The sequence below is a fragment of the Phenylobacterium sp. genome (genome assembly GCF_019636135.1).
GTDB lineage: Bacteria > Pseudomonadota > Alphaproteobacteria > Caulobacterales > Caulobacteraceae > Phenylobacterium.
Window position 1 is genome coordinate 76,591 of the sequence record NZ_JAHBYD010000002.1, and the last position, 14,677, is coordinate 91,267.

Here is a 14,677-nt window from a genome sequence, read left to right on the forward strand (position 1 = left end):
GGTTTTGTGTCAGCCGAGCGCGGGGTGCGCTCAGCCGGCCTTTTCTTCGCTCGCCGCGTCGGCGCCTTCAGAGGCCGTCTCGTCCGCCGCGGCGGTGGTATCGGGCTCGGCCGCCGGAGCCGCTTCACCGGACATTTCCGCCTCGAGGGCCGCGGCTTCCGCCGGGGCGACTTCGGGCTCCGCCGCGGGCGCCGGAGCGGCCGCACGGGCCAGCGCCGGCTCCATCGGAGCTTCCGACGCGCCCAGGTCGACGCCCGAGGCCGCCTGGCCGGCGGCCAGGCCGTCGAGGATCGCATCGGCCATCAGGTCGCAGTAGAGCTGGATGGCGCGCGCGGCATCGTCGTTGCCCGGGATCGGATAGGTGATGCCGTCCGGGTTCGAATTGGTGTCCAGGATGGCGATCACCGGGATGTTCAGCTTCCGGGCTTCCTGGATCGCGATCGCTTCCTTGTTGGTGTCGATCACGAACATCAGGTCGGGGATGCCGCCCATGTCCTTGATGCCGCCCAGGGAGAGCTCCAGCTTGTCGCGCTCGCGCGTCAGTTGCAGCAGCTCCTTCTTCGAACGGCCCTGGCCTTCGCCGGTCACCAGCGCGTCGGTCTCGCGCAGGCGCTGGATCGAGCCCGACACGGTGCGCCAGTTGGTGAGCGTGCCGCCCAGCCAGCGGTGGTTCACGTAGTACTGGGCGCAGCGCTTGGCGGCCGTAGCGATCGGCTCCGACGCCTGGCGCTTCGTGCCGACGAACAGGATGCGGCCGCCGCCGGCGGCGACTTCACGCACCTTCACCAGCGCCTGGTGCAGCAGCGGGATCGACTGCGACAGGTCGATGATATGGATGTTGGAGCGCGAACCGAAGATGTACTTGTCCATCTTCGGGTTCCAGCGGTGCGTCTGGTGGCCGAAGTGGGCGCCGCTCTCGAGCAGTTGGCGCATGGAGAATTCAGGCAGAGCCATCGTCTGTAACTCGTCTTTCTTCCGGTTGGACCGCCGCGGGCAAACCCCTCCGAGGAGGGACCGGAACGGAATTGACGGGATGTCTCCCCGCCAAGCCGCACACCCGCGTGTGGATTGGAGCGGCGCATGTAGTGGGATTGCGCCGGAAAATCAAGCGCGCAGGGCAGCCGCGCGCCCCGGCCCGATCACCGCTTCTTGTCGCAGGCGTTCATGTAGACGCTGGTCTTGCACGGGTCGGGCTTCGCCGAGGCGCTGGGGCTCGAATAGACCGAACTGCCGCTGAAGGGCTTGTACGGCTCGAAGCCCTTGGCCGTCGGCGCTTCGGGCGCGCCGTAGGTCGTCCGCGGCTTCGCGGCCGGCGCGGGCGGGGTCGAGGGCAGGTACGACCCGGGCTTCGGGGTCGACGGCGAGGCGGACCCTCCGAACGTCGAGCCCGGCTTCTGCCCCGGCGAGAACGTGCCCTGCGCCATGGCCGGCCCGGCGACCAGCACCGCCGCCGCCGCGATCCACCCTGGGTTCATCGTGCCCTCCTCTGCGCCCCGGCAATGCGCCGGACATGCAAGCGCCGCACACTCGTCACAATACCGGCGATACGCTCCCCTCGGCAACCTGGAGGGCTGCACGATGCGTTACCGCCTCGCCCTGATCGTCCCCGTCGTCTCCCTGGCCCTCGCCGCCGCTCCGGCCCTGGCGAAGACCTCCGGCCATCCGCGACACCACCCGTCCGCCGCCGCGGCGACCCAGAAAACCCCGCATGACCGGGCCGGGCGTCAGTCCGGCGCCAATGCGTTCAGCGCCGACCCCAGCAGCGACCCGTTCGCCCAGGCCGCTTACTCCGGCCTCATCCAGCCGGGCGCCCGGAAGACCGGCGGCGACGCCTCCGCCTTCCCGTCCAAGCCCCACCGCCGCGGCGCGTCCTACTGACGCTCGTCAGAGGTCCTCGACGAACACGACGCCCGGCGCGGTCTTCAGCGCGCCGCGGACCGCGCCGTCCAGCACGAACCGGCCCGGCAGCCTGAGCTCCACCTCGCGGTTGTTCTCCAGCCGGGCGGTCAGCACCACCTCGCCGCCCTTCCCGTTCGAGACGCCCAGCCGCTTCTTGATCGCCTCGATCTCGGCGCTCCTCGGCTGGACGTGGACGCGCAGGCCCGCCACCACGTTCGCGACCGCCGTCTCCACCGGCTCCACGTCGTCGCCGAAGAAGCGCACCTCGCCGTCGCTGGCCTTGGCGCGCACCTTCAGCACGACCGCCCTGCCGGGCTCCAGCAGCTCGCGGCACTTGCGCAGGCTCTCGGGCGGGAACAGCACCTCGTACTCGCCGGTCGGGTCCGAGAAGGTGACGAAGGCGAACTTCTCGCCGCTGCGCGACGGCCGCTCCTGCTTGCGGCGCACCACGCCGGCCATCCGCAGCGCCTCGGCCCCGGCGGCCGCCTTGGCCACCGCGTCGGTCAGCAGGTCGGTGCGCTTGCGCCGCAGCGCCTCGATCATGTCGTCCAGCGGGTGGCCCGAGAGGTAGAAGCCCACCGCCACCAGTTCCTGGTCCAGCCGCTCGGTCGGCGTCCAGTTGTCGCGGCGCGGCATCTTGCTCCGCTGGGCCTGGATCAGGTCGGCGGTGCCGTCGCCGAAGAGGCCGCCCTGCTCCGATTCCCGCTGGGCCGACACCGTCTGGCCGACGCTCAGCAGCAGGTCCGCCGCCTCGACCAGTTGCGCGCGGTTCGGGTGGATCGCGTCGAACGCGCCGGCGCGCGCGAGCGTCTCGAACGTGCGCTTGTTGACCTGCCGCGGGTCGACCCGCTCGACGAAGTCGAAGATGTCCCTGAACGGCCCGCCGTCCTTGCGGACCGCCACCACATGCTCCATCGCCTGCAGGCCGACGTTGCGGATGGCGCCCAGCGCATACAGCACCTCGCCGTTCGCGACGTCGAAGTCGGCCATCGAGCGGTTCACGCAGGGCGGCTGGATCCTCACCCCGACCCGCCTGGCGTCCTGGTAGAAGACCGCCAGCTTGTCGGTGTTGGCCATGTCGAGGCTCATCGAGGCCGCGAAGAACTCGACCGGATGGTTCGCCTTCAGCCAGCCCGTCTGGTAGCTCAGGAAGGCGTAGGCTGCGGCGTGGGACTTGTTGAAGCCGTAGCCCGCGAACTTGTCCACCAGGTCGAAGATCGCGCCCGACTGGGCCGCCGGCACGCCCTTGGCCTCGGCGCCGGAGACGAAGCGCGCCCGCTGGAGCTCCATCTCCTCCTTCTTCTTCTTGCCCATGGCGCGGCGCAGGAGGTCGGCTTCGCCCAGGCTGTAGCCGGCCAGGATCTGGGCGATCTGCATCACCTGTTCCTGGTAGACGATGATGCCGTAGGTCTCCTTCAGCACCCCCTCCAGCATGGGGTGCAGGTAGTCGATCTCCTTCCGGCCGAACTTGCAGTCGACGAAGGTCGGGATGTTGTCCATCGGCCCCGGGCGGTAGAGCGCGCCGATGGCGGTGACGTCCTCGATGGAGTTGGGCCGCAGTTGCCGCAGGGCGTCGCGCATGCCCTGGCCTTCGAACTGGAAGACCCCGATCGTCTGGGCGTTGCTCATCAGCTCGTAGGTGGGCGTGTCGTCGAGCGGCAGCTTGGCCATGTCGACCACCTCGCCGCGCTTCTCCAGGTACTTCACGGCCCGGTCGATGACGGTGAGCGTCTTCAGGCCCAGGAAGTCGAACTTCACCAGCCCGGCGCTCTCCACCCACTTCATGTTGAACTGTGTGGCGGGCAGCTCCGAGCGCGGGTCGCGGTAGAGCGGCGTCAGTTGCGTCAGCGGCCGGTCGCCGATGACGACGCCGGCGGCGTGGGTCGAGGCGTTGCGGTAGAGACCCTCCAGTTGCAGAGCGATCTCCAGCAGGCGGGCCACCGCCTCGTCGCGCTTGCGCTCCTCCTGCAGCCGCGGCTCCACCTCGATGGCCTGGGCCAGCGTCACCGGGTTGGCGGGGTTGGCCGGCACCATCTTGGCCAGCCGGTCCACCTGGCCCAGCGGCAGTTGCAGCACCCGGCCGACGTCCCGCAGGACCGCGCGCGCCTGCAACGTGCCGAAGGTGATGATCTGGGCGACCTTGTCGCGCCCGTAGCGTTGCTGGACGTAGGTGATGACCTCTTCGCGGCGCTCCTGGCAGAAGTCGATGTCGAAGTCGGGCATCGACACGCGTTCCGGGTTCAGGAAGCGCTCGAACAGCAGGCCGTACTGCAACGGGTCGAGGTCGGTGATGGTCAGCGAATAGGCCACCAGCGAGCCCGCGCCCGAGCCGCGCCCCGGCCCCACCGGGATGCCGCGCGCCTTCGCCCACTTGATGAAGTCCGACACGATCAGGAAGTAGCCGGGGAACCCCATCTGGGTGATCACCTGGATCTCGCGGTCCAGGCGGGCCTCGTAGTCGGCGGCCGGGAAGGCGTTGGCGCGGCCCTCGGCCATGCGCAGCCTGAGCCCGTCGCGGGCCTGGCGGGCGAGTTCGTCGGCCTCGGAGACCTCGCCGTCCGTGAAGCGCGGCAGCAGCGGGTCGCGCTTGCTGACCATGAACGCGCAGCGCCGCGCGATATCGAGGGTGTTGTCGCAGGCCTCGGGCAGGTCGGCGAACAGGGCCCGCATCTCGTGCGAGGACTTGAAGCCGTGCTCGGCGGTCACGCGCCGCCGGTCGTCCTGGCCCACGAAGCTGCCGTCGGCGATGCAGAGCAGCACGTCGTGGGCGCCGTGGGCCTGGGCGTTCTTGAAGTAGACGTCGTTGGTGGCGACCAGGGCCACGTCCTCGTCGTAGGCGAAGCCCACCAGTTCGGCCTCGGCGGCCGCCTCGGCCGGCGCCCCGTGCCGCTGCAGCTCCACGTAGAAGCGGTCGCCGAACGCGCGCTTCATCTCGGCCAGCGCCGCGCGGCCTTCCTTGGCCTTGCCCGCCGCCAGCAGGTGGTCGACCGGCCCGTCGGGCCCGCCCGACAGCAGGATCAGCCCCTCGGCGTGGGCGCAGACCGTCTCCCAGCGCACGTGCGGCTCGTCGCTGGCCTCGATATCGACGTAGGCCTTGGAGGAGAGCTCGCAGAGGTTGAGGTAACCCGGCTCGTTCTGGGCGATGAGGACCACCGTGGGGACCTTGGCCCAGCGTTCCGGCGGCGCCTCGCCGATCCCCAGCACCGGGATCGCGCAGGCGATGATGGGCTGCACCCCCTCGCCCTTCGTCGCGACCGAGAACTCCAGCGCCCCGAACAGGTTCGCCCGGTCGCAGAGCGCCACCGCCGGCATGCCGTCGGCCTTGGCCAGCCCGCCGATCTTGTCGGCCTTGATGGCGCCTTCCAGCAACGAATAGGCGGACCGCACCCGGAGGTGGACGAACCCTTCGCCGCGTCCCTCCGCCAAGGCCTGATCCCCCATTCGCATGGCGGTCAGCTCACCATGCCGGCCACCGAACAGACGAGCCAGACAAAGCTCGCCACTGACGCAAAGGCCAGCGATTCCCGCGCGATCCGAACCATCTTCCGCATCCTTCCTGTGAGGCGCCTGTGGAGAACCTGCGGCGCGTTCTATTTTCGTTCTTATTCTTCTTTTGTTCTCACAGTCAAGCCACTGGATGCTGCGGGGGTACGCGTCGCATCAGGCGGACCGGACGACTCCGTGGCGCGGAAGGTCCGCCCCCGAAGCCCGTCCGGTCGACCGATGGCTTCAGGCCGCGGCGAAGGCCCGGCTGCGGCGCAGCAGGCCGCCGGCCATGCCGAAGCCCAGGATCATCAGGGCCCAGGCGCCCGGCTCCGGCACGCCGCCGCCGCCAGGAGCGCCGGTGATGTTGAGGCGCGCGACGAAGTCCTCGCCGCCTAGCGCGCCGCCGTCCGATCCGCCGCCGAACACCGCGACGTAGCGGTCGGTGTAGAGCCCGACGGAAGACGGCAGGAATTCGTCACCCGTGAAGAACCAGAACGCCGCCTCGCCGGGCGCATAGTCAGCCGGCAACCCGCACTGCACGCCGTCGCCGCCGTTCAGCGCGACGCCGGCGGTGGCGAAGAGGAAACAGTTGCCCTGCCCCGCGAACACCGTCGTCGCCCCGTGCGTGATCTCGAACGAGTCGTCGCCGTGATTGATCGTGAAGGCCGCGAAGCTGAAAGGGTCGCCGGCCCCGAGGAAGTCGCTCGTCGTGAAGGAGAAGTCGAACGGCTCCCAGTCGGTCGGCGCCGCCTTGAACGTGTAGGTGACGTCGGCCAGCGCCGGACCGGCCGCCAGAGCGATCGCTGCGGCCGCGGCCGCCAGGAAACTACGCATGAATTCACCCCAACCGTTGCTGTACATGGAGAAAGGCGCGGGCCCGCCGGAAATCCCGTCAGCGGCGAACCCGATTTTCATGACGGCGGGTTCCTGTAGGCTCGTGGACCGGCTGTGGGAGGTTCGACGCGTGAGCCACGCGTATCGGCAGGACGACACCCTCTGGGACTCCGTCGCGCGCGGCGAGGCCCGCGGTCGCGACCGCCTGCTGGCCGCCCACTACGCCGAGTTCCGCAAGATCGCCCGGCGCGTCCTGCGCGACGACGCCGGCCGCCTCGCCCTCCAGCCCACCGACCTCGCCCACGAGGCCGCCATCCGCATCCTCAAGCTGGAGCGGATGGACTGGCGCGACCGCACCCACTTCCTGGCCACCACGGCGCGGATCATGCGCCAGACCCTGCTGGACGAGGTGCGCCGCCAGCGCGCCGGCAAGCGCCAGGCGCCGCCCGCGCTCACCCTGTGGCGCCACGACGACCGCGGCGCGGTGTTCGACCTGGAGCACTTCGACGAGGTGCTGGCGCGCCTGTTCGAGGTCGACCCCGAGCGCGCCCGCGTGGTCGAACTGCGCTTCTACGCCGGCCTGACGCTGGCGGAGGCGGCCCACGCCCTGGGAATCTCGGAAAGCACGGTCGAGCGGCGCTGGCGCGGCGCGCGGGCGTGGCTGCTGAGCGCGCTCGAGGTCCCCGACTGACATGGACGCGGCCTTCGAGCGGCGGGTCCTGGAAGTCTTCGACGAAGCCCTGGGGTGGGACGACCCCGAGGCCCTGCTCGCCCGCAGGCACGCCGATGAGCCCGCCCTGGTCGCCGCCGTCCGCCGCCTGCTGAGCGCCCACGCCCGCGCCGACGACCTGCCCACGGCGCCGGCGGAACCGGTCTCGCCGTTCGAGATCCAGCCGCCGGAACGGGTCGGCGCCTACCGCCTCGCCGAGGAACTGGGCCGCGGCGGCATGGGCCTGGTCTACCGCGGCGAGCGCATCGAGGGCGGCTTCGAGCAGACGGTGGCGATCAAGCTGATGCGCGGCGGCCTCTTCTCGGCCTCGGCCGCCGAGCAGTTCGCGCTGGAGCGCCGCATCCTCGCGCGCCTGCGCCACCCGCACATCACCCAGCTCTTCGACGGCGGCGTCACGCCCGAGGGCCTGTCCTACATCGTCATGGAGCGGGTCGAGGGCCTCTCCATCACCGATCACGTCGCCACGGCCGGCGCGCCGCTGAAGGCGCGCCTGCGCCTCTTCCTGGAGCTCTGCGCCGGCGTCGGGCACGCCCACGCCAACGGCGTCATCCACGCCGACCTGAAGCCCAGCAACGTCGTCGTCGACCGCGGCGTCGGCGTGAAGGTGCTCGACTTCGGCATCGCCGCCCTGATCGACGCGGCCAACCGCGAGACCGAGCGCGCCAGCCGCCCCCGCGCCCACACTGCCCGCTACGCCAGCCCGCAGCAGGCGGCCGGCGAGCCCGCCCACGCCGGCGACGACGTCTATGCCCTCGGCGTCCTGCTGGAGGAGCTGGCCGCGCCCACCGGCATGGACGCCGAGCTCGCCGCCGTCGCCGCCAAGGCCCGCGCGCCCGCCCTCGCCGACCGCTATCCGGACGTCCGCCACCTCGCCGCCGACGTGGAGCGCTGGCTGATCCGCCAGCCGGTCGGCGCGCGGCCGCCCAGCCTGCGGCGCAACGCCCTCTTCTTCGCCCGCCGCCACCCGCTGGCCATCGCCTCGGCGACCGCGGCGGCGGCCGGGCTCGTCCTGGCGCTGGCGGTCACCACCAGCCTCTACCTGCGCGCCGAGCAGCGGCTGGCCCAGGTGCGCGGCCTGTCGGTCTACCTGCTCGACGACGTCACCCGCGCCCTGCTCCGCGCCCCCGGCACCGCACAGTTGCGCCACGACGTCGCCGACCGCGGGCGCGCCTACCTCGAGGCGCTGGACCGGCCGGGCGCCCGCCCCGACATCCGCATGGAGGTGGCCCAGGGCTATTCGCGCATGGGCGAGGCGCTGACGCAGGTGGGCGGCCACGCGGTGGGCGACGTCAGGACCGGCAAGCAGGACCTCGCCCGCGCCGAGGCCGAGCTGCGCCGCCTCATGGCCGCCGGCCACGCGGGGCCCGACACCGAGCTGGAGCTGGTCCGCACGCTGAACGCCCGCGCCCACGTCCTGCAGAACATCGACAACGACGCCGGGGGCGCCAGCGCCGTCTACGCCGAAAGCTGCCGCCGCGCCGAGGACCTGCTGCGCCGCCGGCCGGACGACCCGCGCGTCCACTTCGCCCGTCTCGACTGCCTGGGCGGCCGCGCGAACCTCATGAACTACGAGGGCCAGTTCGACCGCATGCCGCCGCTGCTCGCGCAGATGATCGCCGGCTACCGCGCCCTGCCGCCCACGGCCGATCCGGAGGACGCCGCCCTCGGCCTCGCCAAGACCTACAACCTGCTGGGCGACGCGACGTACTTCGCCAGGCGCCCGCGCGACGCCCTGCCGATCTATCGCCAGGCCGCCGAGGTGCTGGAGCAGGCGCGGGCCAGGGGCCGCGACGTCCGCATCCTCGACCAGCTCGCCTTCACCCAGTTCAACCTCTCCAGCACCCTGCAGGAGATGGGCCGCCACGCCGACGAGCTGGCCGCCGCGCAACGGGGCGTCGAGGTCTCCGCCCTGCTCGGCGCCTTCGAGGACAGCCCGCGCGCGCGCCACGTCGACAACATCGTGCGCATGCAGCACGCCGTGGCGCTCAGCGACAACGGCCGCCACGCCGAGGCGATCGCCGAGGCCACAGCCGGCGTCGAGGCCCGCCGCCGCGCCGCCGCCGCCCGGCCCGACGACTACAACTCCGCCCGCGCGGTCCCCGTGGGGATGAAGCCGCTGGGCGAGATCTACCTCGCCGCCGGCAAGCGCCGCGAGGCCTGCGCCGCCTACCAGGCCGCCGTCGCCGCCTGGCGCGACCTCCGGAAACGCACCCCCCTCAACGACTTCGACGGCGGCCCCGAGCTGAAGGAAGTCGAAGCCAAGGCCCGCGCGACGTGCGGGACCATGGCCCGCCTGGGTGCAGGGTCCTGACTCCGCTCATCCGGCGAAGGTCGTGACCCCGGGTCATTGATCTGCGCGCAATTTGCCTTTGAGCAGTATGAGAACGCAAAGGGCGTGCTTGAAGTCGCGGTCCGCCCTGGACGTCGCACCTCGCCAGGCCGCGATGACGCGCCCCACCCGGGCGTGCAGCAGCCTCGCGTCGACTTCGCTCAGCGACTTGTTCAAGTCATAGTCCGCGTCGTGGCGCTTCGCCTGGGCGTCGGCGAACGCCTTGGCCATCTTCTGGACAAAGGCTGGAACTGCGACGTTCGCCGCCTGGCCTCCATCCTGCCTCAGGAAGTCGGCCACCGACACGTCGGCAGAGGCGCCTCGTACCTTGTCGAGGGCGGTCTTTACGCCGGCATGCGCCAAGGTTCTGGCTAAGATTCGTCGACGAACGCGCAGACCGTTGCCCGCGCCCACAACGCGCAGGGACACCTCATCCAGGATGAAGTGGAATAGGGCGTAGTAACTCGTCGAAATACTTCGCCGTATGCGGGCCGCCGCCAACTTCCCTCGCTGACCAGTCCTGCGGGCGAGTAGCCGCTGCGCCGCTTCGAGCAACTCCTCGTCGTATGCCGCCACTAAGCGGCGTCCGCGAAGCGCACGCTCGGGTACCGATCATCCAGCTCTGCCACGGCCCCTTCAATCCGCTCCAGCAGCGCTTCGAAAGCCTCATCCCCGGCCTTCTCGACATCCTTCACCTGCACGATCACGCGGAGGAAGTCGGCGCCCTCGTCATCCTGGGCCGGTTCCAGAATGACATCCGACACGCTGGCGCCGACGTCTGAGCCCTTGGCGGCGGCAAGCACCCGTTCTTTCAGTGTTGTCAGATCGGTCAGCATATCGGGTCACTTCTGTTCGGCGCCAACCTATCACGACTTTCGAACGACGGCGTCTATTCCGCCGTCCACGGCACGAGGTGGCCGTCCTTGAGGGCGAAGACGCGGTCCATGTGGCGCGCCAGCTCGAAGTTGTGGGTCGCGACCAGCGCCGCCACGCCGGCCCCGCGGGCGAGGTCGAAGAGGCTGTCGAACACCGCCGTCGAGGTCGCCGGGTCGAGGTTGCCCGTGGGCTCGTCGGCCAGCAGCAGGCGCGGCGCGTTGGCCAGGGCGCGCGCCACCGCCACCCGCTGCTGCTCGCCGCCCGAGAGCTGCGCCGGCTGGTGGTGGGTGCGGTCCCCGAGGCCGAGGTCGCCCAGCAGCCCCCGCGCCCTCTCGCGCGCCTTCGCCTGCGGCGTCCCAGCGATCATCATCGGGATCGCCACGTTGTCGAGGGCGGTGAACTCCGGGAGCAGGTGGTGGAACTGGTAGACGAAGCCGATGGTCGCCAGCCGCACCCGCGTGCGCTCGCGCTCGTTCAGGTTCGTGCAGTCCGTCCCCAGGATGGCGATCCGCCCGCCGTCGGGGCGCTCCAGCAGGCCCGCCGCGTGCAGCAGGCTCGACTTGCCCGACCCTGACGGCCCGACGAGGCCCACGATCTCGCCCGCCTGCACGTCGAGGTCCACGCCCTTGAGCACCGGCAGCGATCCCGCCGCGGTGACGTAGGTGCGCTCCAGGCCGCGGATGGAGAGGACCGGCTCACTCATACCGGAGCGCCTCCACGGGATCGAGCTTCGAGGCCCGCCACGCCGGCAGCAGGCTCCAGAAGCACGCCATGCCCAGCGAGAAGACCGAGATCCAGAACACTTCCAGCCAGTCCACCTTCGCCGGCAGCCGCGAGAGGTAATAGACGTCCGAGGCGAACACCTGCGCGCCGGTCGCCCACTCCACCGCCGACTGGATCGGCCCGATGTTCAGCGAGAACAGGACGCCCAGCGCCACGCCTGCCAGGGTCCCGGCCCCGCCGATCGCCGCGCCGGTCATGAAGAAGATGCGCAGGACCGACCCCTGCCCCGCGCCCATGGTCCGCAGGATCGCCACGTCGCGCGTCTTGTTCTTCACCAGCATGACAAGGCCCGAGATGATGTTCAGCGCCGCGATCACGATCAGCATGCCCAGGATGATCCGCATCGCCGTGCGCTCCACCGACAGCGCGCCCCAGAAGGCGACGTCCCGCTGCGTCCAGTCGTTGACCAGCGCCGCCGGCCCGGCCGCCTTGCCGATCGGCCCGCGCATGCGCGAGGCGTGGTCCGGGTCGGTCACCTTGACCTCGATGGCGTCGGCGGTGTCCTCGCGGCCGAAGAAGAGCTGGGCCTGCGCCAGCGGCATGTAGATGTAGGCCTGGTCGTACTGGCTCATGCCGACGCTGAAGGTGGCGGCCACCGTGTAGGCCTTCTGCAGCGGCGCGCCGCCGAACGCCGTGGCGCCGCCCGAGGGCGAGATCAGCGTGAGCATGTCGCCCGGCCGCACGCCCAGCGACTGCGCCAGCCGCTCGCCGACCACGATGGCGTCGCCGCCGTACTCGCCCACGCCGAAGTCCCGCAGCGCGCCGCCGGTGATGTGTCCGGAGACCAGCCGGGTCTCGGCCAGGTCCCTGGCGCTGATCCCGCGCACCAGCGCCCCGGTGATCTGGCCGGGGCCCAGCGCGATCGCCTGCGCCTCGATGATCGGCGCGGCCTGGGTCACGCCCGGCACCTTCAGGATGCGCGCCACGGCCCGGTCGCGCTCCGCCCCGTCCAGCACGCCGCCGGTGACGAACAGGTGGCCCTGGAAGCCCAGGATCCGGCCCAGCAGTTCCGACCGGAAGCCGTTCATCACCGACATCGTCCCGATCAGCACGGCCACGGCCAGCATGATCCCGAAGAACGAGATGACCGTGATCAGCCCCACGCCGCCCTGGCTGCGCCGGGCGCGCAGGTAGCGCGCCGCCAGCATCCGTTCCCAGAGCCCGAACGGCGCCGCGCGCCCGCCCATGACGGCGCGGGCGTCAGCCATCCTTCTTCGCTCCTGTCGGAGCTTCGAAGGACCAACCCTGCGAAGCCTTGGGCGAAGCAGGGTCAGCCATTCACGATAGCCTTCAGCGCCGCGTCGAGCGGCAGGCTCTGGCGCTCGCCGGTCGCGCGGCGCTTCAGCTCCACGACCCCGTCCGCCACGCCCTTCGGCCCGACGATCAGTTGCCACGGGATGCCCACCAGGTCGGTGGCGGCGAACTTCGCGCCCGGCCGGTCGTCGCGGTCGTCGTACAGCGGGTCGATCCCGGCGTCGGTCAGGGCCCTGTAGGCCTGCTCGCAGACCTCGTCGCAGCCGGCGTCGCCGACGCGCAGGTTCAGCACCGCCGCGCCGAACGGCGCCACGCTCGCGGGCCAGATGATGCCCGCGTCGTCGTGGCTGGCCTCGATGATCGCGCCGGCCAGGCGCGAGACGCCCACGCCGTACGAGCCCATCTGCACGTTCACGTCCTTGCCGTCCGGCCCCGTCACCTTCGCGCCCATGGGCGCGGAGTATTTCTCGCCGAAGTAGAAGATGTGGCCCACCTCGATCCCGCGCGCGGTCATCCGCTTGCCCTCGGGCATCGCCTCGAACCGCGCGGCGTCGTGCATCTCGTCCGAGGCGGCGTAGAGGCTCGTGCGCCGCGACACCTCGGCCTCCAGGTCGCCGAACCAGTCGATGTCCGGCCCCGGCGCGCCCATCTCCACCAGGTCGCGGTGCGCGAAGACCTCGCTCTCGCCGGTCTCGGCCAGGATCATGAACTCGTGGCTCATGTCGCCGCCGATCGGGCCGGGATCGGCCTTCACCGGGATCGCCTTCAGCCCCAGCCGCGCATAGACGTTGAGGTAGGCCAGGAACATCCGGTTGTAGCTCCTGCGCGCCGCCGCCTCGTCGATGTCGAACGAATAGGCGTCCTTCATCAGGAACTCGCGCCCGCGCATAACGCCGAACCGGGGCCGGCGCTCGTCGCGGAACTTCCACTGGATGTTGTAAAGATTCATCGGCAAGTCCTTGTAGGACTTGACGTAGCTGCGGAAGATGTCGGTCACGACCTCCTCCGCCGTGGGGCCGTACAACAGGTCCCGCTCGTGGCGGTCCTTGATGCGCAGCATCTCCTCGCCGTAGTCGTCGTAGCGGCCGCTCTCGCGCCACAGATCGGCGAGTTGCAGGGTCGGCATCAGGATCTCGACCGCGCCGGCGCGGTTCATCTCCTCGCGCACCACCTGCTCGATCTTCTTCAGCACCTTCAGGCCCAGCGGCAGCCACGCATAGATGCCCGCCGCCTCCTGGCGGATCAGGCCGGCGCGCAGCATCAGCCGGTGCGAGACGATCTGCGCGTCGGCCGGCGCCTCGCGAAGCGTGGGCATGAAGTACCGCGAAAGGCGCATGGGATTCCCGTCAGGTCAGGCGAAGGCGCCCTGATACCCCTGCCGAGAGAACCTTGGCAACGATGAGGCGAACGCCGGCCGCACGGGCGCCCCGTCCGGGAAGGCCGCGAAGCGGCGCCGTCCGATTCAAGGAACCGCGGAATACGCGGAAGGACGCGGAAAGCGCCGGGCCTTTCTTCTTCCGCGTCCTTCCGCGCATTCCGCGGTTCTCAAATGACTGAGCCTCCGCTTGCGCGGAGGCCCGAAGGATGGGCACGGCGCCCTTTCGTGGTTCCCCGTCAGTATCCGCTCGGCAGGCGGGGCAGTTGCACGAGGCCCAGCTTCACGACGCCGAACAGGACGAGCCAGACCACGGCCGCGACCCAGGTCGTCGTGAAGAACTTGCGCTTCAGCTTCGGGTCCACCGGCGCGCCGGGATCGCCGCCGTCGCCCTTGTCGATGCCGGCCTCGGCGTGGCTGACCACCCCGATCGGCAGCACGGCGAACAGCACCGTCCACCAGATGGTGAGATAGACCGCGCCCCAGGTGATCGGGCTCATCGGTGCGCGCCCTTCGGCGTTTCCATGAGCTCGACCAGCACGCCGCCCATGTTCTTCGGATGTACGAAGATCACCGGCGTGCCGTGCGCGCCGATCCGCGGCTTGCCTCCGTTCAGCACGGTCGCGCCCTTGGCCGCCATGTCGTCGCGCGCCGCCTCGATATCGGCGACCTCGAAGCAGATGTGATGCTGGCCGCCGGCCGGGTTCTTCTCCAGGAAGCCCTTCAGCGGCGAGGCCTCGCCGTGCGGCTCGATCAGCTCGATCTGGCTGTTCGGCAGGTCGACGAAGCAGACCCAGACGCCCTGCTCGGGCATGGCGAACTTCTCGCCGATCTTCGTGGCGCCCAGCACGTCGCGGTACAGCGCGACCGACTGCTCAATGGAGGGCGTGGCCACGCCCACATGGTTCAGTTTCCCGATCATGCGAGGCGTATAGCGCACGAACGCAGGCCGCGTCAGATCACGTTGGGTCAAACTCCGATTGTCATCCCGGTTTCGCCCCCGCTGTCATCCCGGTTTCGCAAAGCGAAGACCGGGACCCAACCGTCGGGCGTATCGATGGTTGGCGGGTGGCCCCGGCGGCCGGGGGCCAGATCACCGCCTCAGAGCACC

General features: G+C 70.6%; 15 protein-coding genes. 3 read left to right on the forward strand and 12 right to left on the reverse strand.

The features are described from left to right. Positions 1 to 30: 30 nt before the first annotated feature. Both rpsB and KF737_RS01670 read right to left on the reverse strand, forming a co-directional pair. Positions 31 to 954, reverse strand: coding sequence for a 30S ribosomal protein S2 (gene rpsB / locus KF737_RS01665; RefSeq protein ID WP_296449707.1), 924 nt, complete (start codon positions 952 to 954; stop codon positions 31 to 33). A gap of 185 nt (positions 955 to 1,139) precedes the next feature. Next, entirely contained in the window at positions 1,140 to 1,475 is a 336-nt protein-coding gene (locus KF737_RS01670) for a hypothetical protein (protein ID WP_296449709.1), read from the reverse strand. 103 nt (positions 1,476 to 1,578) lie between these two features. Here KF737_RS01670 and KF737_RS01675 point away from each other — a divergent pair, with 103 nt between their 5' ends. Next, positions 1,579 to 1,878: a hypothetical protein gene (locus KF737_RS01675; protein WP_296449710.1), complete on the forward strand. Its 300-nt coding sequence runs from the start codon at positions 1,579 to 1,581 to the stop codon at positions 1,876 to 1,878. Between the two features lie 6 nt (positions 1,879 to 1,884). On the opposite strand, the gene dnaE is transcribed toward KF737_RS01675, so the two are convergent. The 3 genes from dnaE to KF737_RS01685 all read right to left on the reverse strand — a co-directional run bounded on the left by dnaE (position 1,885) and on the right by KF737_RS01685 (position 6,219). Next, positions 1,885 to 5,325, reverse strand: coding sequence for a DNA polymerase III subunit alpha (gene dnaE, locus KF737_RS01680; RefSeq protein WP_296449712.1), 3,441 nt, complete (start codon positions 5,323 to 5,325; stop codon positions 1,885 to 1,887). A 26-nt stretch (positions 5,326 to 5,351) separates the two neighbouring features. Next, complete coding sequence (gene sidA / locus KF737_RS22425; protein WP_367273201.1) at positions 5,352 to 5,450, reverse strand: cell division inhibitor SidA; 99 nt, start codon at positions 5,448 to 5,450, stop codon at positions 5,352 to 5,354. A gap of 178 nt (positions 5,451 to 5,628) precedes the next feature. Continuing rightward, positions 5,629 to 6,219, reverse strand: coding sequence for a PEPxxWA-CTERM sorting domain-containing protein (locus KF737_RS01685; RefSeq protein WP_296449713.1), 591 nt, complete (start codon positions 6,217 to 6,219; stop codon positions 5,629 to 5,631). A 130-nt stretch (positions 6,220 to 6,349) separates the two neighbouring features. On the opposite strand from KF737_RS01685, the gene KF737_RS01690 reads away from it, so the two are divergent. Together KF737_RS01690 and KF737_RS01695 are read left to right on the forward strand one after the other, a co-directional pair. Then, positions 6,350 to 6,910 (forward strand): ECF-type sigma factor, encoded by a 561-nt coding sequence (locus tag KF737_RS01690; protein ID WP_296449715.1) that lies wholly within the window; start codon positions 6,350 to 6,352, stop codon positions 6,908 to 6,910. A gap of 1 nt (position 6,911) precedes the next feature. After that, complete coding sequence (locus tag KF737_RS01695) at positions 6,912 to 9,260, forward strand: serine/threonine-protein kinase (protein WP_296449717.1); 2,349 nt, start codon at positions 6,912 to 6,914, stop codon at positions 9,258 to 9,260. Positions 9,261 to 9,293: 33 nt separating this feature from the next. Here the strand turns inward: KF737_RS01695 and KF737_RS01700 are convergent, their stop codons facing one another. From KF737_RS01700 to mce, 7 genes are all read right to left on the reverse strand, one after another. Next, positions 9,294 to 9,854: a hypothetical protein gene (locus KF737_RS01700; RefSeq protein ID WP_296449720.1), complete on the reverse strand. Its 561-nt coding sequence runs from the start codon at positions 9,852 to 9,854 to the stop codon at positions 9,294 to 9,296. Next, entirely contained in the window at positions 9,854 to 10,114 is a 261-nt protein-coding gene (locus KF737_RS01705; RefSeq protein ID WP_296449721.1) for a hypothetical protein, read from the reverse strand. Before KF737_RS01705 ends, KF737_RS01700 begins: the two co-directional genes overlap by 1 nt. Before the next feature lie 53 nt (positions 10,115 to 10,167). Then, complete coding sequence (locus KF737_RS01710; RefSeq protein ID WP_296449724.1) at positions 10,168 to 10,857, reverse strand: ABC transporter ATP-binding protein; 690 nt, start codon at positions 10,855 to 10,857, stop codon at positions 10,168 to 10,170. Continuing rightward, complete coding sequence (locus tag KF737_RS01715; protein WP_296449726.1) at positions 10,850 to 12,145, reverse strand: lipoprotein-releasing ABC transporter permease subunit; 1,296 nt, start codon at positions 12,143 to 12,145, stop codon at positions 10,850 to 10,852. Before KF737_RS01715 ends, KF737_RS01710 begins: the two co-directional genes overlap by 8 nt. Before the next feature lie 62 nt (positions 12,146 to 12,207). Continuing rightward, positions 12,208 to 13,527, reverse strand: coding sequence for a proline--tRNA ligase (proS, locus tag KF737_RS01720; RefSeq protein ID WP_296449728.1), 1,320 nt, complete (start codon positions 13,525 to 13,527; stop codon positions 12,208 to 12,210). Between the two features lie 278 nt (positions 13,528 to 13,805). Further along, complete coding sequence (locus KF737_RS01725; protein ID WP_296449730.1) at positions 13,806 to 14,066, reverse strand: DUF1467 family protein; 261 nt, start codon at positions 14,064 to 14,066, stop codon at positions 13,806 to 13,808. Next, a complete protein-coding gene (gene mce / locus KF737_RS01730) occupies positions 14,063 to 14,488 on the reverse strand; it encodes a methylmalonyl-CoA epimerase (protein WP_296449731.1) in 426 nt (141 codons plus the stop codon). The genes KF737_RS01725 and mce overlap by 4 nt, the downstream gene beginning before the upstream one ends. Between the last annotated feature and the right edge of the window lie 189 nt (positions 14,489 to 14,677).